This window comes from Nocardioides rotundus, assembly GCF_019931675.1.
Lineage (GTDB): Bacteria > Actinomycetota > Actinomycetes > Propionibacteriales > Nocardioidaceae > Nocardioides > Nocardioides rotundus.
Window position 1 is genome coordinate 899920 of sequence record NZ_CP082922.1, and the last position, 17559, is coordinate 917478.

The 17559-nt window shown below is 72.6% G+C and carries 15 protein-coding genes; 7 read left to right on the forward strand and 8 right to left on the reverse strand.

Annotated features, from left to right (window positions below; translation table 11 throughout):
• Positions 1-5: 5 nt before the first annotated feature.
• Positions 6-482, reverse strand: a complete 477-nt coding sequence (locus K8W59_RS04385) for a DUF2505 domain-containing protein (protein ID WP_223397534.1) — start codon at positions 480-482, stop codon at positions 6-8.
• A 98-nt stretch (positions 483-580) separates the two neighbouring features.
• Between K8W59_RS04385 and K8W59_RS04390 the strand changes: the two genes are divergently transcribed.
• Both K8W59_RS04390 and K8W59_RS04395 read left to right on the forward strand, forming a co-directional pair.
• Positions 581-5467 (forward strand): NAD-glutamate dehydrogenase, encoded by a 4887-nt coding sequence (locus K8W59_RS04390; RefSeq protein ID WP_317846306.1) that lies wholly within the window; start codon positions 581-583, stop codon positions 5465-5467.
• A gap of 80 nt (positions 5468-5547) precedes the next feature.
• The gene (locus tag K8W59_RS04395; RefSeq protein WP_223397535.1) at positions 5548-6402 is read left to right on the forward strand and encodes an SDR family NAD(P)-dependent oxidoreductase; all 855 of its coding nucleotides are present in this window, start codon (positions 5548-5550) and stop codon (positions 6400-6402) included.
• 187 nt (positions 6403-6589) lie between these two features.
• On the opposite strand, the gene K8W59_RS04400 is transcribed toward K8W59_RS04395, so the two are convergent.
• Positions 6590-7351: a sulfite exporter TauE/SafE family protein gene (locus K8W59_RS04400; RefSeq protein ID WP_223397536.1), complete on the reverse strand. Its 762-nt coding sequence runs from the start codon at positions 7349-7351 to the stop codon at positions 6590-6592.
• Positions 7348-8040: a FadR/GntR family transcriptional regulator gene (locus tag K8W59_RS04405; RefSeq protein ID WP_223397537.1), complete on the reverse strand. Its 693-nt coding sequence runs from the start codon at positions 8038-8040 to the stop codon at positions 7348-7350. The genes K8W59_RS04400 and K8W59_RS04405 overlap by 4 nt, the downstream gene beginning before the upstream one ends.
• A gap of 124 nt (positions 8041-8164) precedes the next feature.
• Here K8W59_RS04405 and K8W59_RS04410 point away from each other — a divergent pair, with 124 nt between their 5' ends.
• Together K8W59_RS04410 and K8W59_RS04415 are read left to right on the forward strand one after the other, a co-directional pair.
• A complete protein-coding gene (locus tag K8W59_RS04410) occupies positions 8165-9490 on the forward strand; it encodes an SLC13 family permease (protein ID WP_223397538.1) in 1326 nt (441 codons plus the stop codon).
• A 46-nt stretch (positions 9491-9536) separates the two neighbouring features.
• Positions 9537-11009 (forward strand): carboxyl transferase domain-containing protein, encoded by a 1473-nt coding sequence (locus K8W59_RS04415; RefSeq protein ID WP_223397539.1) that lies wholly within the window; start codon positions 9537-9539, stop codon positions 11007-11009.
• A 45-nt stretch (positions 11010-11054) separates the two neighbouring features.
• On the opposite strand, the gene ku is transcribed toward K8W59_RS04415, so the two are convergent.
• Positions 11055-11951 carry a non-homologous end joining protein Ku gene (gene ku / locus K8W59_RS04420; protein WP_223397540.1) on the reverse strand — a complete coding sequence of 299 codons (897 nt, stop codon included), beginning with the start codon at positions 11949-11951 and terminating at the stop codon, positions 11055-11057.
• Between the two features lie 80 nt (positions 11952-12031).
• Between ku and ligD (K8W59_RS04425) the strand changes: the two genes are divergently transcribed.
• Positions 12032-12964, forward strand: coding sequence for a non-homologous end-joining DNA ligase (gene ligD, locus K8W59_RS04425; RefSeq protein WP_223397541.1), 933 nt, complete (start codon positions 12032-12034; stop codon positions 12962-12964).
• Between the two features lies 1 nt (position 12965).
• Here ligD (K8W59_RS04425) and K8W59_RS04430 read toward each other — a convergent pair whose 3' ends face one another.
• The gene (locus K8W59_RS04430; protein WP_223397542.1) at positions 12966-13574 is read right to left on the reverse strand and encodes a DedA family protein; all 609 of its coding nucleotides are present in this window, start codon (positions 13572-13574) and stop codon (positions 12966-12968) included.
• A 99-nt stretch (positions 13575-13673) separates the two neighbouring features.
• Here K8W59_RS04430 and ligD (K8W59_RS04435) point away from each other — a divergent pair, with 99 nt between their 5' ends.
• On the forward strand, positions 13674-14576 hold the full coding sequence (gene ligD / locus K8W59_RS04435; RefSeq protein WP_223397543.1) for a non-homologous end-joining DNA ligase: 903 nt from the start codon (positions 13674-13676) through the stop codon (positions 14574-14576).
• A gap of 27 nt (positions 14577-14603) precedes the next feature.
• Here the strand turns inward: ligD (K8W59_RS04435) and K8W59_RS04440 are convergent, their stop codons facing one another.
• Positions 14604-15119, reverse strand: coding sequence for a general stress protein (locus tag K8W59_RS04440; protein WP_223397544.1), 516 nt, complete (start codon positions 15117-15119; stop codon positions 14604-14606).
• Between the two features lie 84 nt (positions 15120-15203).
• On the opposite strand from K8W59_RS04440, the gene K8W59_RS04445 reads away from it, so the two are divergent.
• Positions 15204-15677, forward strand: coding sequence for a VanZ family protein (locus K8W59_RS04445; RefSeq protein ID WP_223397545.1), 474 nt, complete (start codon positions 15204-15206; stop codon positions 15675-15677).
• On the opposite strand, the gene K8W59_RS04450 is transcribed toward K8W59_RS04445, so the two are convergent.
• Both K8W59_RS04450 and K8W59_RS04455 read right to left on the reverse strand, forming a co-directional pair.
• Entirely contained in the window at positions 15667-16593 is a 927-nt protein-coding gene (locus K8W59_RS04450) for an NADP-dependent oxidoreductase (RefSeq protein ID WP_223397546.1), read from the reverse strand. The two genes, K8W59_RS04445 and K8W59_RS04450, sit on opposite strands and share 11 nt — an antisense overlap.
• 79 nt (positions 16594-16672) lie before the next feature.
• Positions 16673-17482 carry an IclR family transcriptional regulator gene (locus K8W59_RS04455; protein ID WP_223397547.1) on the reverse strand — a complete coding sequence of 270 codons (810 nt, stop codon included), beginning with the start codon at positions 17480-17482 and terminating at the stop codon, positions 16673-16675.
• Positions 17483-17559 lie beyond the last annotated feature (77 nt).

A 17559-nucleotide genomic window follows, 5' to 3' on the forward strand; every position in this document is an offset into this window, starting at 1 on the left:
GCGCCTCAGCGCAGGCGCTCGTTCGCCGTCTGCTCCTGGATCTTCAGCACGTGGCCGACCACGGAGCCGATCAGCTTCTCCACCTTGCCGCCGACCAGCGGGATCTTGACCGTGACCTCCGCGTCGACGGTCTGCACGACCACCCCGTTGCGGTCCTCCAGGGTCACGGTGCCCTCGACCCGGCCTGGCTGGCCGGGGATGGTCACCAGCATGGTGCCGGACTCCGGGGCGGCCCACCGCTCCTCCTGATGGACGGCGAGCTCGCCGCCGAGGAACTTGGTCGCCAGCGCGGGCATCCCGGTCGTCGGCTGCCGGGTGTCGATCGTGGCGACCGCCGACCCCGACGCCTGCTCGTCCACCGACACGACGACCTCCTCCGCCCCGGCCTCCCGGGCCACCTCCTCGCGGAAGGCGGGGTCGAGCAGCAGCTCGCGGACCTGGTCGAAGGAGCCGGTGAACTCGATGGCCTTGTGGAACCTCATGGCCTCATCATGCACCGCCGTGTGCGTGTCTCGTGGCCGAGACCCGCATGCGCGAGCCAGGTTGTCCGGCGGTGCGCCCGCGGCCTAGGGTCGGAGCCGTGGCGACACTGATCGAGGAGTCGAAGAGCGAGCTGCTCACCCAGGCCGCCGAGGGGGCCGCGTCGCGCAAGGGCAAGGGGGGACCGCCGGTCGGCGAGCTGCCCGACCTGCTGCGCGCCTACTACCGCCACGTCGCGGCCGAGGACCTCGAGGACCGCAGCCCCGACGACGTCTACGGCGCGCTCGCCTCCCACTACCGGCTGGCCGGCTCGCGACCCGAGGGCACCGCCCGCGTCCACGCCTACACCCCGAGCGTCGCCGAGCACGGCTGGTCCGCCGGCGGCCACACGGTGGTCGAGATCGTCACCGATGACATGCCCTTCCTGGTCGACTCGATGACCATGGCGCTCGGCGACGAGCACCGCACCGTGCACGTGGTCGTCCACCCGCTCTTCGAGGCCGAGCGCGACGTCGCCGGTGAGCTGCGCGCCATCCGGGTCCCCGAGGACACCCCCGACCCCGTCCCCGGGACGGGCGGGGTGATGGACGAGGCGACCGGGCTGGTCCGCCTGCGCGAGTCCTGGATGCACATCGAGATCGACCGGGTCGGCGACGACGAGCTGGCCGGGATCGAGCGGCACCTTCAGGAGGTGCTGCGCGACATCACCGACGCGGTCGACGACTGGCCGCGGATGCGCGGGCGGCTGCTCGACCTGGTGCAGGAGCTCCAGACGTCGCCGCCCAAGGACCTGCCCGCCTCCGAGGTGGCGCCGGGGACCGAGCTGCTGCAGTGGCTCGCCGACGACCACTTCGCCTTCCTCGGCTACCGGGAGTACGACCTGGAGGGCGAGGGCGAGAAGATGACGCTGCGGGCGGTCCCCGGCAGCGGCCTGGGCATCCTGCGCAGCGACCCGGACCAGTCGCAGGCCGGCCGCCCGCTGCCGGAGGCCGTGCGCCGGCGGGCCCGGGACAAGAAGCTGCTGGTGCTCGCGAAGGCCAACTCGCAGTCGACCGTGCACCGCTCGGCCTACCTCGACTACGTCGGGGTGAAGAAGTTCGACGAGAACGGCGAGGTCGTCGGCGAGCGCCGCTTCCTGGGGCTGTTCAGCAGCGCGACGTACACCGAGTCGGTGCTCCGCATCCCGGTGCTGCGCGACAAGGTCGCCGAGGTGCTCGCCGCGGTCGGGATGGACGGCGCCAGCCACACCGGCAAGACGCTGGTGAACATCTTGGAGAACTACCCCCGCGACGAGCTCTTCTACACCCCGACCGACGAGCTGGTCCCGATCGCCGCGGCCGTGATGATGACCCGCGACCGCCGTCAGGTCCGGCTCTTCACCCGGCGCGAGACCTACGGCCGCTACCTCTCCTGCTTGGTCTACCTGCCGCGCGACCGCTACAACACCGCCGTCCGCGAGCGCTTCGCCACGATCCTGCGCGAGGCCACCGACGCCGAGGACGTGGAGTTCACCGTCCGGGTGAGCGAGGCACTGACCGCCCAGGTGCACTTCGTGGTGCGACCCCGGCCCGGCGAGCTGATCCCCGAGGTCGACGCCGTCGCGCTGGAGCGGACACTGGCCGAGGCGGCGCGATCCTGGCGCGACGACCTGGTGGCCGCGGTGACCACGGAGTACGGCGAGGAGCGCGGCTCCCAGCTCGTCCGCACCTACCAGGCCGCGTTCCCGGAGGCCTACAAGGAGGACTTCTCCCCGCGCGTGGGCGCCGCCGACATCGGCCGGCTCCAGGCGATCCGGGACGGCGGGCTCGACCTCGCGCTGACCGAGGACATGGACGCCAGCCAGGGCGAGGTCCGCCTCAAGGTCTACCGCGTCGGGTCGCCCCTGTCGCTGTCCGAGGTGCTGCCGATGCTCTCCTCGATGGGCGTCGAGGTGATCGACGAGCGGCCCTTCGAGCTGGTCGGCCTGGACCAGCCGACGATGGTCTACGAGTTCGGCCTGCGCTACGGCCAGGCGCTCCCGGAGGGCTCGCGCGACCTGTTCCTGGACGCCGTGCGTGCGGTGTGGGACGGGCTCAACGAGATCGACGGCTTCAACCGACTGGTGCTCGCGGCCGGGCTGACGTGGCGGCAGGCGACCGTGCTCCGCGCCTATGCGAAGTACATGAAGCAGGGCAACAGCCCGTTCGCGGTCGACTACATCGAGGAGGCGCTGGCCTCCAACGTGGACCTGACGCGGCTGCTGGTGGAGCTCTTCGAGACCCGCTTCGACCCCGCCTTCGCCGGTGACCGGGAGCAGGCCCAGGAGAAGCTGCGGGAGCGGATCGACCGGGCGCTGGACGATGTCTCCAGCCTCGACCACGACCGGATCCTGCGGTCCTACCTCACCCACATCAACGCCACGCTGCGGACCAACTACTTCCAGCCCGACGCCGACGGCGGCGTGCGTCCCTACATGTCCTTCAAGCTGGAGTCCTCGGAGATCCCCGAGCTCCCGCAGCCGCGGCCGAAGTACGAGATCTTCGTCTACTCCCCGCGGGTGGAGGGCGTGCACCTGCGCTTCGGCTCCGTCGCGCGCGGCGGCCTGCGCTGGTCGGATCGACGCGACGACTTCCGCACCGAGGTCCTCGGCCTGGTGAAGGCGCAGATGGTGAAGAACACCGTCATCGTCCCGGTCGGCGCCAAGGGCGGGTTCTTCTGCAAGCAGCTGCCCGACGCCTCCGACCGGGACGCCTGGCTGGCCGAGGGCGTGGACTGCTACAAGACCTTCATCTCCGGGCTGCTCGACATCACCGACAACCTGGTCGAGGGCGAGACGGTGCCGCCGCGCGACGTCGTACGCCACGACGGGGACGACTCCTATCTCGTGGTCGCGGCCGACAAGGGCACGGCCACGTTCTCCGACATCGCGAACGGGGTGGCCGCCGACTACGGCTTCTGGCTGGGCGACGCGTTCGCCTCCGGCGGGTCGGTCGGCTACGACCACAAGGCGATGGGCATCACCGCCCGGGGTGCGTGGGTCTCGGTGCAGCGGCACTTCCGCGAGCGCGGCATCGACTGCCAGACCGAGGACTTCACCGCCGTCGGCGTCGGTGACATGTCCGGCGACGTCTTCGGCAACGGGATGCTCTGCTCGGAGCACACCCGCCTGGTGGCCGCCTTCGACCACCGCGACATCTTCGTCGACCCCGACCCGGACGCGGCGACGTCGTACGCCGAGCGCAAGCGGCTCTTCGAGCTGCCGCGCTCCTCGTGGCAGGACTACGACAAGAGCCTCATCTCCGAGGGCGGCGGCGTGTGGCCGCGCAGCGCGAAGTCGATCCCGATCTCGACGCAGATGCGGACCGCGCTCGGGTTGGCCGACGACGTCACCCGGATGACGCCGGCGGAGCTGATGAAGGCGATCCTCCTGGCGCCGGTCGACCTGCTGTGGAACGGCGGGATCGGCACCTACGTCAAGGCGTCCAGCGAGACCAACGCCGACGCCGGCGACAAGGCCAACGACGCGATCCGGGTCGACGGCCGCGACCTGCGTGCGCAGGCCGTCGGCGAGGGCGGCAACCTCGGCCTCACCCAACTGGGCCGGATCGAGTACGCCCGCAGGGGGGTCGACGGCGCCGGCGGGCGGATCAACACCGACTTCATCGACAACTCCGCCGGGGTGGACACCTCCGACCACGAGGTGAACATCAAGATCCTGCTCGACCGGGTGGTCCGCGACGGGGACCTGACCGGCAAGCAGCGCAACAACCTGCTGGCCGCGATGACCGACGAGGTCGCCGACCTGGTGCTGCGGGACAACTACGAGCAGAACCTCGCCCTGGCCAACGCCGCGGCGAACGCGCCCGGGCTGCTGCACGTGCACGAGGACTGGATGCGCCGGCTTGAGCGCGACGGCGTGATCGACCGCGAGCTCGAGGGCCTCCCGTCCTCCCGCGAGGTGCGCCGGCGGCTCGAGCGCGGGCAGGGGCTCACCGTGCCCGAGCTCTCGGTTCTGCTGTCGTGGACCAAGATCGTCCTGGCCGACGAGCTGCTCGCCTCGGACCTGCCCGACGACCCGTTCCTGCGCTCGGACCTGTTCGCCTACTTCCCCTCTCGGATGCGGCAGGACTACCGCGGCGCGATGCTGGACCACCCGCTGCGCCGGGAGATCATCGTGACCCAGGTGGTCAACGACCTGGTCAACGGCGCCGGCCTGACGTTCTGGCCGCGGCTGGGTGGCGAGACCGCGGCCAGCGCCGCGGACCTGACCAACGCCAACTTCGTGGCGCGGGAGATCTTCGGATCGCTGGCGCTGCGCGAGGAGATCCAGAAGTACGACAACGTGCTGCCCGCCGAGGTCCAGACCCGGATGCGGCTGGAGATGCGCACCCTGTGCGAGCGCGCGTCGCGGTGGCTGGTCACCCACTTCCGGCCGCCGCTGGACAGCGAGGCGATCGTGGACTCCTTCGAGGTCCCGGTGCAGCGGGTGATGAGCGAGCTGCCGCAGCTGCTCACCGGCGGCGAGCTCACCGCGTTCGAGAAGCGCCGGGACAAGCTGGTCGCGGCCGGCGTGCCCGAGGACCTCGCGGTCCGGGTCGCGGCGCTCAACCCGTCCTACATGCTGCTCAGCATCGTGCAGACCGCGGAGCGGCTGGGTCTGGACCCGACCGACGTCGCGCGCGTGCACTTCGTGCTGGGAGAGCGGCTCGGGATCCCCGCCCTGGTGGGCAAGATCCTGGAGCTGCCGCGAGAGGACCGTTGGCAGACGATGGCGCGGGCGGCGCTGCGCGACGATCTGTACGCCGTGCACACCGAGCTCACCGCCCAGGCGATCGAGGCGACGTCTCCCGACGACTCCGCGGCCGCTCGGGTGGCCGCCTGGGAGGACCAGGAGGGCGAGGTCGTGCAGCGGGCCGCCGGCACGCTGCGCGAGGTCTGCCGCGACGAGAACGCCGACCTGGCGCGGGTCTCGGTCGGACTGCGGTTGGTCCGCGGCCTGCTGAACTGACCCGCGGGTAGGTTGGGCGGGTGCCCGCCCGCCTGCTGACCCACACGCCAAGGTCCCGTCTCCGCCGTCTCCTGAGCCGGGTGACCGGCCGGGCGGATGCACCCAGCCCGCTGCGGGGCCGCACGGTCCTGGTGACCGGGGCGTCCTCCGGGATCGGCGAGGCGACCGCCCGCGCGGTCGCCCGGCGGGACGCGCGGGTCGTGCTGGTGGCCCGGCGGGCCGACGAGCTGCGGCGGGTGCAGGGCGACATCGTCGCCGAGCTGGGGGAGCGGCTGCCCGACGGCGGCCCCCGCGTGGCGTCGTACGCCTGCGACCTCACCGACGCCGCGGCGGTGGACGACCTGGTCGCCCGGGTCGGGGCCGAGCACGGCACCGTCGACTACCTCGTCAACAACGCCGGCCGCTCGATCCGGCGGAGCCTGCACCTGTCCTATGACCGGATGCACGACGTCGAGCGCACCATGGCGATCAACTACCTCGCGCCGGTGCGGCTCACCCTGGGCCTGCTGCCCGCGATGCGGGCCCAGCGGTTCGGTCACGTGGTGAACATCGTGACCTGGGGCGTGCAGATCAAGGCGCCGAAGTTCTCCGCCTACATCGCCTCCAAGGCGGCGCTGGACACCTGGTCGCGGATCGCGGGCCGGGAGTGCTACGGCGACAACGTCACCTTCACCAACGTGCGGGTGAGCCTGGTGCGGACGCCCATGGTGACGCCGACCGATGCGTACGACGGCCGCGGCGCCAGCCCGGAGCAGGCCGCCGAGCGGGTGGTGCGGGCGCTGGAGGACCGGCCGGTGACCGTCGACGTCCTGACCGGCCGGTTGGGCGAGCTGGCCAACCTGGCGATGCCGCGGCTCAGCGACGCCGCCTTCCACCGGATCGACCGGCGCTTCCCCGACAGCGCCGCCGCGCGGGGGGAGAGCCGGGCGGGCTAGCGTCCGCCGGGTCGGCGTACCCCCCGCCCGGCCGGGGGCGGTGCGTCGTACCGAACGGTACGCACCAGCCAGGACGTCGTACCGAACAGTACGCACCGAAATCTCGCGAGAAAGGTGCCTACCGTTCGGTACGACGGACCCGGGGTACGACGGACCCGGGGACGACGAGGCGCGGCCGAGCCAGCCCTCACCGCAGCATCAGCAGCGCGGCGGTGACGCCGGCGAGCACCACGAAGACCCGGAAGAGCAGGTCGGGGAGGCGGCGGCCGATCCGGGCGCCGACGTACCCCCCGACCACCGAGCCGCAGGCGAGCAGCGCCGCGGCCCACCAGTCGACGTCGGCGACCACGGCGAAGATGAGCCCCGCGATCACGTTGCCGACCATGAGCGACATCGTCTTCAGGCCGTTGATCACCCGCAGCTCGATGTCGGTGCCGAGCACGAGGACCGCGACCATCATCACGCCCGACCCGGCGCCGAAGTAGCCGCCGTAGACGCCGACCAGGCCGGTCATGAGCGTGGTGACCGGCCCCAGGTGCACGCGCGGCCCGGCGTCCTCGCTGTGGTGGCGGCGCAGCCAGCGCGCGAGCCACGGCTGCAGGCCGACCAGGGCGCAGGTGAGGAGGATCAGCCACGGCACGATCGCCTCGAAGACCCCGGGCGGCAGGGACAGCAGCAGTGCGGCTCCGGCGACCGCGCCCACGGCGCACACGACCAGCATCACCCGGGTGGCGCCGGGGTGGGCGCGCAGCTCCTCGCGGTAGCCGAAGGACCCGCTGATCCCGGCGGGCGCCATCCCGATCGTGTTGGAGACGTTCGCGACCACCGGGGGCAGCCCGAGCGCCACCAGCACGGGGAAGCTCAGCAGGGACGCGACCCCGACCGTCGAGGTGAGGATGCCCGCCCCGAAGCCGGCGGCCAGCACCCCCGCGATCTCGCCGCCGGTCATCGGTCGGTGAGCAGGGCGACGTCGCTGACCAGCGCCACGTGCTCGTGCATGGCCGCGGCCGCCGCCGCGCGGTCCTGCCGCCGGATGGCGTCGGCGATCCGGCGGTGCCCGGCCAGGGACGTCTGGGGCCGGTCCGGCTGCGAGAGCGACTCGATCCGGGACTCGCGGATCAGCTCGGCGAGGGTGCCCATCAGCTGCTCGAGGAGCGAGGAGTGGCCGGCTGCGGTCACCGCGGCGTGGAAGGCCTCGTCCCCCTCCACGCCACGACCGCCGGACCCGATGTCCTCGGCCATCGCCGCCAGGGCCGCGTCGATCCGGGCCAGGTCGTCCTCGGTGCGCCGCTCCGCGGCCAGCGCCGCCAGCTTGGTCTCCAGCGCGTCGCGGGCCTCGATCACCGCCGGCAGCCGGTCCGCGTGGGCGCGGACGTCGGCGGAGATCTCCCGCGGGCCCCGCCCGGTGATGAGCGTCCCGTCGCCGTGCCGGACCTCGACCGCGCCGACCACCTCGAGCGCCACCAGCGCCTGCGCGAGGGTGGCCCGGCTGACCCCGAGGCGTGAGGCCAGCTCCCGCTCGGCGGGCAGCCGGTCGCCGGCGCCGAGCCCGTTGCGGGCGATCCACTCGGTGATCTGGTCGGCCACCTGCTCATACAGCCGGGTGCGCGGCAGGGGAGCGGGGAAGTCCTGGGGCATGGGGACACCCTATTGACAGGTGGCACGTTGTCCTATTGGCTAGGCCACTCATCCACTATCGTGACGCGCGTCACGTGCGGCGGCCGCCGTCCGGCGTACCCCGCGAGAGAGTCGAGGGATTCGCATGGGTCCGGAATGGGTAGCGATCATCGGGCTGGTCGCGCTGTTCGTGGTCGGCACGGTCTGGCCGATCAACATGGGAGCGCTCGCCTACGTCGCCGCGTGGCTCGTGGGGATGTACTCCCTCGGCCTGGACGAGAAGGAGATCCTCGCCGGAGTCTCCGGCGACCTCATCCTCACGCTGATCGGCGTGACATACCTCTTCGCCATCGCCAAGCACAACGGCACGGTCGACCTGATCGTGCGTACGGCGGTCCGCGCCGTCGGCGGCCGGGTCGCGCTGATCCCGTGGGTGATGTTCGGGGTCACCGCGGTGCTCACCGCGATCGGCGCGGTCAGCCCGGCCGCGTGCGCGATCATCGGCCCGATCGCCCTCGGCTTCGCCGGCCGCTATGGCATCAGCCCGCTGATGATGGGGATGATGGTCGTGCACGGCGCGCAGGCCGGCGGCTTCTCGCCGATCAGCATCTACGGCTCGATCACCAACGCGGTGATGCGCGAGAACGACCTGCCCAACGCCGAGTTGGTGATCTTCCTGTCCAGCCTGGTCGTCAACACCCTGCTCGCCACCGTCCTCTTCCTCGCCCTGGGCGGGCGCCGGTTGATGTCCCTGCGGATCGACGCGGAGGACGAAGCGCTCGTGAGAGCCGAGCTTCACCAGGGCGGGCGCGGGGTACCGGCCCGCGGCACGGGCGCCGATGCCACGGGCGGCACCGAGGACGAGGGAGACCGGCGCGACCGGGTCTTCACCCTGGTCGCCTTCGTCGCGGTGGCGGTCGTCGCGCTGGTCTTCGACAAGAACATCGGCTTCGTGTCGATCACCGCGGCCGTGCTGCTCGCGCTGCTCAACGCCGAGAAGTACAAGAACGCGGTCAAGCAGATCGCCTGGCCCACGGTGCTCCTGGTCGCGGGCGTGACGACGTACGCCACCATCCTCACCGAGGCCGGCTCCCCGGAGTTCGTCGGCACCTGGGCCGCCGGGCTGGGCGCGGCCGCGATCGGCGCGCTCGTGCTCTGCTACGTCGGCGGTGTCGTGTCGGCCTTCGCCTCCTCCACCGCCCTGCTGCCGGTGATCATCCCGATCGCGATCCCCCTGGTCGCGGAGGGCGGCATCTCCGCGGCGTTCTTCGTCGCGGCCCTCGGCGTCGCCTCGACCATCGTGGACGTCAGCCCGTTCTCCACCAACGGCGCGCTGATGCTGGCCAACCGGCCGGACACGATCGACGAGCAGGTCTACTACAAGCAGATCCTGGGGTACGGCGTCCTGGTCACCCTGGTCGGCCCGCTGCTCGTGTGGGCCGCGCTGGTGCTGCCCGGGTGGGGCGTGTGATGACCTGGCACCCCGAGCACCGTGACGACCGAGGCGAAGGAGATCGATGAACGCCCGACTGACCGCGCACGAGCTGATCGACCTGGTCCTCGACGAGGGGTCCTTCGAGTCCTGGGACGAGCCGTTGGACCTCGACGGCTTCGATGAGGAGTACCGCGCCGAACTGGCCGAAGCCGCCGAGCGGGCGGGCACCGACGAGTCCGTGCTCACCGGCCGCGGCCGGGTCCGCGGCCGCCCGGTGTGCGTGGTCGTCAACGAGTTCGGGTTCCTCGCCGGGTCGATCGGCCGCTCGGCGGCCGACCGGATCACCTCGGCCGTCCGACGGGCCACCGCCGAGGGGCTCCCGGTCCTGGCCAGCACGGCCTCCGGCGGTACCCGGATGCAGGAGGGCACCCCCGCCTTCGTCCGGATGGTGGAGATCTCCCGCGCTCTCGAGGCCCACCGGCTGGCGGGCCTGGCCTACCTGGTGCACCTGCGACACCCGACCACCGGCGGCGTCTACGCCTCCTGGGGGTCGCTGGGGCAGGTGACCGTCGCCGAGCCCGGCGCCCTGGTCGGCTTCCTCGGGCCGAAGGTGTTCGAGGCGCTGCACGGTCGTCCGTTCCGCCCGGGCGTCCAGACCGCGGAGAACCTCGCCGCCGCCGGCGTGATCGACGGCGTGGTCACCAGTGCCGACCTGCCGGGGCTGGTGGAGCTGGCCCTCCGGGTGCTGGTCGACCCGCCCGAGGAGGGGCGGCTGCCGCGGCGAGCCGACCGCGAGCTCGGCACCCGCTCCGCCTGGGACTCGATCGAGGAGACCCGTCGGCCGGGCCGGGCCGGCGTCCGCGAGCTGCTGGAGTACGGCGCCTCCGACACCGTCCAGCTCCGCGGCACCGACGAGGGCGAGCGGGACTCCACGCTGCTGGTCGCCCTGACCCGGATCGACGGGCAGCCCTGCGTCGTCGTGGGCCAGGACCGCAGCCGGCAGACGCCCAGCCACCCGATGGGCCCGGGTGCGCTGCGCGAGGCCCGCCGCGGGATGCGACTGGCCCAGGAGCTCGGCCTGCCCCTGGTGGCGGTGATCGACACGCCGGGTGCCGAGCTCTCCCCGCGGGCCGAGGAGCGGGCGATCGCCGGCGAGATCGCGCGGTGCCTGGCCCGGCTGACGGCGCTCACCGTGCCGACGGTGTCGGTGATCCTCGGGCAGGGCTGCGGCGGTGGCGCACTCGCCCTGCTGCCCGCGGACCGGGTGATCGCCACGGAGAACGCGTGGCTCTCCCCGCTCCCGCCCGAGGGAGCCTCGGTGATCGTGCACGGCGACGTCGACCATGCTCCGCAGATGGCCGAGGACCAGCGGGTCCGGGCGGCCGACCTGCTCGCCGACGGCGCCGTACACCGCGTCGTACCCGAGATCCCGGGCGAGAGCGCGGAGGACCTGGCCGTCGCCGTGGCCGCCGAGGTGGGGGCGCAGCTGCGCTCGCTGACCGACGCCGGCCGGGACGTCATACGAGACGGAGGAGCGGTTCCTCGGAACGTATGACGTCCGGTGCCGGGTGAGCGGGGTCGAGCCGGGGAGGGAGCCGGGTCAGCCGGCCTTCTTCTTCGCGGCGGTCTTCTTCGCCGGCTGCTTCTTCGTGGTCTTCTTGGCCGCCTTCTTCGGCTTCTTCTCCGGCTCGGCGTCCTCGTCGTCGGACTCCCCGCGGGCGGTCTTGGCCGCCTCGACCGACTTCTGCAGCGCGGCGAGCAGGTCGACGACCTCGCCGGAGGACTTCGTCGAGGTGGCGGTCCGCTGGACCTCGCCGCCTTCGATCTTCGCCTTCACCACGGCCTCGACGGCCTCGGCGTAGTCGTCCTCGAACTCCTCGGGATCGAAGTCCCCGGCCAGCGTCTCCACCAGCATCTGGGCCATCTTGACCTCGGCGTCCTTGACCTCGCCGGCGTCGATCTCGAAGTCCGGCGTGCGGACCTCGTCGGGCCACATCATCGTCTGCATGACGATCACATCGCCGGCCTCGGTCTCGCGCACTCGCAGGGTCGCCATCGTGGTGCGCTGGCGCAGCGCCACGGTGACCACGGCGACCCGGTCGGAGTCCTTGAGGGCCTGCACGAGCAGGGAGTAGGGCTTGGCGCCGCTCTTCTCCGGCTCGAGGTAGTAGGACTTCTCGAACAGCAGCGGGTCGATCTGCTCCCGCGGGACGAACTTCTCCACCGCGATCTCCCGGGAGGAGGAGACCGGCAGGTCGGCCAGGTCGTCGTCGGTGAGGACGACCATCTCGCCGTCCTCGGTCTCATAACCCTTGGCGATGTCGGCGTAGGCCACCTCCTCGCCGTCGATGGAGCAGACGCGTTGGTACTTGATCCGCCCGCCGTCCTTGGCGTGCACCTGCCGGAACGACACGTCGTGGGACTCGGTGGCGGAGTAGAGCTTCACCGGGACGCTCACCAGGCCGAACGACACCGAGCCCTTCCAGATAGCACGCATGGGTCGAGGGTAGCCCCCGGCAGCGGACACGCACCGTCCTCGGCGGGGCGTGCCCGGTCGGGGCCTGAGAGACTGCGCGGGTGCCCGCACCCCGCCCGATGCTCGCGACGCCCACCGAGCACGTCCCGCCCGGTGAGGACTGGGTGCACGAGGTGAAGTGGGACGGGGTGCGCATCCTGCTCGACGCCGGGCCCGACCGGGTCCGGATGCTCAGCCGGAACGGCAACGTGGTGACCGCCGCGTGGCCGGACGTCGCGGCGCACCAGCTCGGCGGACGCGACGTACTCCTCGACGGCGAGGTGATCGCCCTCAACGAGCGGGGCGTCCCGGACTTCCGGGTGCTGCAGCACCGGATGCACGTGCGCCGGGCGAACGACGCGGAGCGGCTGGTGGAGCGGATCCCGGCGACCTACATGGTCTTCGACCTGCTGCGCCTCGACGGCGCGGACGTGACGGCGCGACCGCTCGAGGAGCGGCGGGCGCTGCTGGAGGGGCTGGGCCTGGAGGCGACCCGCTGGCAGGTGCCGGCGCAGTACGACGACGGTGCGATGCTCTTCGACGCGACCCTCCAGCAGGGGCTCGAGGGCGTGGTGAGCAAGCGGCGGGGCTCCCGCTACCGTCTCGACACCCGCAGCCGCGACTGGCTCAAGAGGGCGCACCGGCACCGCGGCTCGTTCGTGGTGGGCGGCTGGCGGCCGCAGGAGGGTACGACGAACCGGCTGGCCGCGCTGCTGGTGGGGGAGATGACCCCCGACGGGCTGGCCTACCGCGGGCGCGTCGGCAGCGGGATCGCCGGGGCCCGCGCGCGGGCGCTGCAGGACCTGCTGGAGCCGCTGACGCGCAGCGACAGCCCGTTCGCCGACGAGGTCCCCCGGGTCGATGCCGCGGGAACCACCTGGGTGGAGCCGCGGGTCGTGGTGGACCTGGACACCCACGGGCTGGGCTACGACCGGCTGCGGCAGCCGTCCTACCGCGGGGTCCGGACCGACCTGGCGCCGGAGGACCTGGGCTGAGTCATCGCTGCTCGCGGTGCCGCAGCCGTCGGGCGACGAAGACCACGAGGGCGATGGCGATCAGCACGTAGACGACCTTGGAGGCGGTGCCGACGTACTGGTCGACCAGGCCCCACTGGGCGCCGAGCGCGTAACCCCCGCTGATGAGCAGCGCGTTCCAGACCAGGGAGCCGATCGTGGTCCACAGAAGGAACGTGCCGAGGGGCATCCGGTCCACGCCGGCCGGGATCGAGATCAGGCTGCGGATCCCCGGCACCATCCGGCCGAACAGCACCGCCATCCGCCCGTGCCGGGCGAACCACGCCATCGCCCGGTCGACGTCGCCGGAGTCCACCAGGGGGAGGCGGTCCGCGGTCGCCCGCACCCGCTGCACGCCCCAGTAGCGTCCCGCAAGGTAGAGCAGCCAGGCGCCCACCACCGAGCCGACCGTTGCCCACAGCACCGCGGAGAGCAGGGTGTAGTGGCCGCGGTAGGCGGTGTAGCCCGCCAGGGGCAGCACCAGCTCGGAGGGGATCGGTGGGAAGACCGTCTCCAGTGCGGTGGCGACGCCGACGCCCGGCGCCCCGATCAGTCTCATCAGCTCGACAAGCCAGTCGACGACGGTGTCCATGGGTCCTTCCGTTGGGCCCGCGACGGGGGAGGGGAGACGGTGCGCTGTCGAGTATGGCGGGTGGGCGGTGGGATCGCCGGATCGTCGTACCCTGACGCCATGGCGGACAGCGAGGTGCGGGTCGACGTCGACGGCCGGACGCTGAGGCTGACGAACCTGGAGAAGGTGCTCTACCCGGCCACGGGGACGACCAAGGGCGAGGTGCTCGACTACTACGCCCGCATCTCGCCGGTCCTGCTGCCGCATCTGGCCGACCGCGCCGTCACCCGCATCCGGTGGCCGCACGGGGTGCAGGGGGGAAGCTTCTTCGAGAAGAACCGGCCCGCCGGGACGCCGTCGTGGGTGCGCACGGTGACCGTGCCGACGACCGGCTCGCGCACCGACGGGCAGGCGGGGGAGCTGACCTTCCCGATCGTCGACGACCTCGCGACGCTCACCTGGCTGGGCAACCTCGCCGCGCTGGAGCTGCACGTGCACCAGTGGACGGTGGCCGAGGACGGCGAGGTGCGCAACCCGAACCGGCTGGTGATCGACCTCGACCCCGGTGAGCCCGCCGGCCTGTCGGAGTGCTGCCAGGTGGCGCTGCTCGTGCGCGACCGGCTCGCCGAGCACGGGCTGGAGGGAGCCCCGGTGACCAGCGGCTCCAAGGGGCTGCACCTCTACGCCGGGCTGCCGGGCGAGCTGGACTCCGAGGGCACCACGGCCCTGGCCAAGGAGATCGCCGAGGCGCTGCAGCGGGACCACCCGGCGCAGGTGACCGCGACCATGACCAAGGCGCGGCGTGGCGGCAAGGTGTTCTTGGACTGGTCGCAGAACTCCGGCTCCAAGACCACCGTGTCGCCGTACTCCCTCCGCGGGCGCGAGCGGCCGACCGTCGCCGCGCCGCTCACCTGGGACGAGGTCGCCGCGGGCGCCGAGGACCCGCTCGCGGTGGACCAGCTCGACTTCACCGAGGTGCTCGCGCGGGTGGAGGAGTACGGCGACCTCTTCGCCGCGCCCTGAGCTTTCTGCGCGGCCGGCCCCGGGGGCTCAGGCGAACGGGTTCGGCCGCAGGCCGGGCTCCTCGCCGAGCAGCTGCTGGGCCTGCGAGAGGAGCGAGTGCTCGACCAGCACCTCGTAGCGGGTGGCGACCACCGCGGAGACCGCGGAGAAGTCCCGCTGGCCGCGGGTGAGCGCGTAGCCCACCAGCGCCCACAGCAGACCGAACAGCACGCCCATCACCGCACAGGTGAGGATCAGCTGGAGCACCCCGTCCTCGCCGAACAGGGAGAGGATGAGGCCGATGAACACGCCGAGCCAGAGGCCGGAGAGGGCGCCGGCCAGCGCCACCTTCCCGGTGGTGAGCCGGCCGGTGATCCGCTCGACCTGCTTGAGGTCGGTGCCGACGATCATCAGGTTCTGCACCGGGAACTCCCGGTCCGAGAGGTGGTCCACGGCCTTCTGCGCGGACTTGTAGTCGTCGTACACCGCCAGCGACTGGGGGAACTCCAGGGAGAGAGGGGAGCGGGCGTTGGGTGCGCCGGGGCCGGGCTGCTGGAAGCTCATGCCCCCATTGTGCCGTGTGCGTGCCCGGATCACTCCGCCCGCGGGAATGTGCCTCGGCGCCCAGGGCCCCCGCACACTGGGTGGGTGATCCACCGCCACCCGTTCCTCACCGTCCTGACCCTGGGCTACCTGGCCTTCGTGGGCTGGCTGACCCTGACGCCGCAGCCGATCGACGCCGGCGACCAGGAGACGATCGGGCGGATCCTGGCGGCGCTGCACCGGCGCGGGCTGTTCGAGTCGGTCGACTACGACCGGCTGGAGTTCCTCGCCAACATCGGCCTCTTCGTGCCGATCGGAGCCTTCCTGGTGCTGCTGCTCGGCGCCCGCTGGTGGTGGGTCGCCGTCGCCGGCTGCCTCGCGCTGACCGCCTTCATCGAGTCCGCCCAGCAGGCGATCCCCGGGCGCGTCCCCGACGACCGCGACCTGCTCGCCAACGGGCTCGGCGGGGTCGCCGGGGTGCTGGTCATGCTGGTGCTGACCGCGCCCGGAGAGGTACGGCGCGCCCGCGACCGCCGGACCAGGGCCCGGGCGCGCCGCGAGCCCGCCCTCACTCGCTGACGCGGATCGCGATCTTCCCGCGGGTGTGGCCCTCCTGGCTGGCCCGGTAGGCGTCGGCCGCCCGCTCCAGCGGGTAGGTCTCGGCCACCGACACCGCCAGCTCGCCGTCGTCGACCAGCTGGGCGAGGGTCTCCAGGTCGTTGACGTCGGGGCGCACCCAGACGTAGAGCCCGCCCTTCTCGGCGACGCTCGGGTCCGCGATCGAGGCGTGCCGGCCGCCGTCGGCGAGCACCGCGAGGGTGCCGTCGAGGACCCCGCCGACGTAGTCGACGACCACGTCCACCCCGTCCGGGGCGAGCTCGCGCACCCGGTCCACCAGGCCGTCGCCGTACTCCACCGGCTCGGCGCCGAGCTCGCGCAGGTAGTCGTGGTTGGCGGCGGACGCGGTGCCGATCACCCGAGCGCCGAGGCTGCGGGCGATCTGCACGGCGAAGGAGCCGACCCCGCCGGAGGCGGCGTGCACCAGCACGGTGTCGCCCTCGCTCACGCCGAGCCGGGTCAGGGTCTGGTAGGCGGTCAGCCCGGCGAGCGGCAGCGAGGCCGCCTGCTCCCAGGTCAGCCCGGCCGGCTTGCGCCCGACGGTGCGGACCGGGACGGTGATGAGCTCGGCGAGCGCGCCGCCCTGGATCACGTCCTTGCGACCGTAGGCGACGACCTCGTCGCCGACGCCGAACTCCTCGACGTCCAGGCCGACCGACTCCACGACGCCGGCGACGTCCCAGCCCGGGATCGCGGGGAAGACCGTCTCCATCATCGGGTCGAGCAGACCCTGCACCAGCTTCCAGTCCACCGGGTTGACCGACGCCGCGCGAACCGCGATGCGCACCTCGGCCGGCCCGACCTTGGGCTCGGGTGCGTCCTCGGTGAGCTGCAGGACCTCGGGGCCGCCGTGCTGGTCGTAGGTGATCGCCTTCATGGGTGTCCTCCCTCTCGTCGACGTCTCTACCCACTCACAACAGGGGCGAGGCCGGGGTGTTCCAGCCCCGGGACGTGGCCTACCTCTCGCCCCTCTCCGGCGACGGTGGCACGAGCGCCGAGCGCGGGTCCACCCCCGGCAAACAGCCGAGGTCGGTGCTGACCGCCGCCGCGGCGCTGAGCACGTCGGGGAGCAGCTGCCCGATCCGCTCGTCGGTCAGCCGGATGCTCGGCGCGGTGAGGGAGAGTACGGCGACCAGGTCGCCGGCCGCCCCGAGGACGGGCACCGAGATCGTGCTCACCCCCGGGAGCGTCTCCTCGAAGGCCCGCGCGACCCCGGTGGCGCGGACCCGCTCGACGTCGGCGCGCAGGGCCTGTGCGGTGGGCGGGTTGGCCGGCTCGACGTCGACGGTGGCCCGGTCGGCGAGGATCCGTTCGACCTGCGCGGGGCTGCGCACGGTGAGGAGCAGCCGGGCGGGTGCGCCGTACCACAGCGGCAGGGGGCGGCCGATCTCCAGCTGCGCGCGCAGCCGGGACTCGCTCTCCACCTGGTCCACGTGCACCACCTGGTCGGCGAGACCGACGGAGATGCCGACGGTCTCCCCGGTGGCGTCGCGGAGTCGCCGCAGGTGGGGGAGCGCGGCCCGGCGTACGTCGACCCGCCGCTGGTAGGCCATGCCCAGCGCCAGGGTGCGGGGGCCGAGCGCGTAGTGCCGGGTGGCGGGGTCGCGGGAGGCCAGGTCGGTGTCCACCAGGTCGGCGAGGATGCGCTGGACCGCGCTCTTGGAGAGCCCGGTGCGGTCGGCCAGGGCGCGGACGGTCTGCGGCGGCCGGCCGGCGGCGAGCGCCTCCAGCACCCGGACCGCGCGGGCGAGCATGCCCTCGCTCATGGGCGGGCCGTCGCTCGTCGCGTTTCGATCACCGGTGCGCCTTTCTCTTGACGGTCCCGCGGGCCGACTCCACACTG

Bases quoted from the DNA above. Each gene is read 5' to 3' on its own strand.
- K8W59_RS04440 (WP_223397544.1), bottom strand. From the start codon at position 15,119: ATGAGCTTCCAGCAGCCCGGCCCCGGCGCACCCAACGCCCGCTCCCCT.
- K8W59_RS04385 (WP_223397534.1), bottom strand. From the start codon at position 482: ATGAGGTTCCACAAGGCCATCGAGTTCACCGGCTCCTTCGACCAGGTC.
- K8W59_RS04450 (WP_223397546.1), bottom strand. From the start codon at position 16,593: ATGAAGGCGATCACCTACGACCAGCACGGCGGCCCCGAGGTCCTGCAG.
- K8W59_RS04430 (WP_223397542.1), bottom strand. From the start codon at position 13,574: ATGGACACCGTCGTCGACTGGCTTGTCGAGCTGATGAGACTGATCGGG.
- ligD (WP_223397543.1), top strand. From the start codon at position 13,674: ATGGCGGACAGCGAGGTGCGGGTCGACGTCGACGGCCGGACGCTGAGG.
- K8W59_RS04455 (WP_223397547.1), bottom strand. From the start codon at position 17,482: ATGAGCGAGGGCATGCTCGCCCGCGCGGTCCGGGTGCTGGAGGCGCTC.
- K8W59_RS04415 (WP_223397539.1), top strand. From the start codon at position 9,537: ATGAACGCCCGACTGACCGCGCACGAGCTGATCGACCTGGTCCTCGAC.
- ku (WP_223397540.1), bottom strand. From the start codon at position 11,951: ATGCGTGCTATCTGGAAGGGCTCGGTGTCGTTCGGCCTGGTGAGCGTC.
- K8W59_RS04400 (WP_223397536.1), bottom strand. From the start codon at position 7,351: ATGACCGGCGGCGAGATCGCGGGGGTGCTGGCCGCCGGCTTCGGGGCG.
- K8W59_RS04405 (WP_223397537.1), bottom strand. From the start codon at position 8,040: ATGCCCCAGGACTTCCCCGCTCCCCTGCCGCGCACCCGGCTGTATGAG.
- K8W59_RS04410 (WP_223397538.1), top strand. From the start codon at position 8,165: ATGGGTCCGGAATGGGTAGCGATCATCGGGCTGGTCGCGCTGTTCGTG.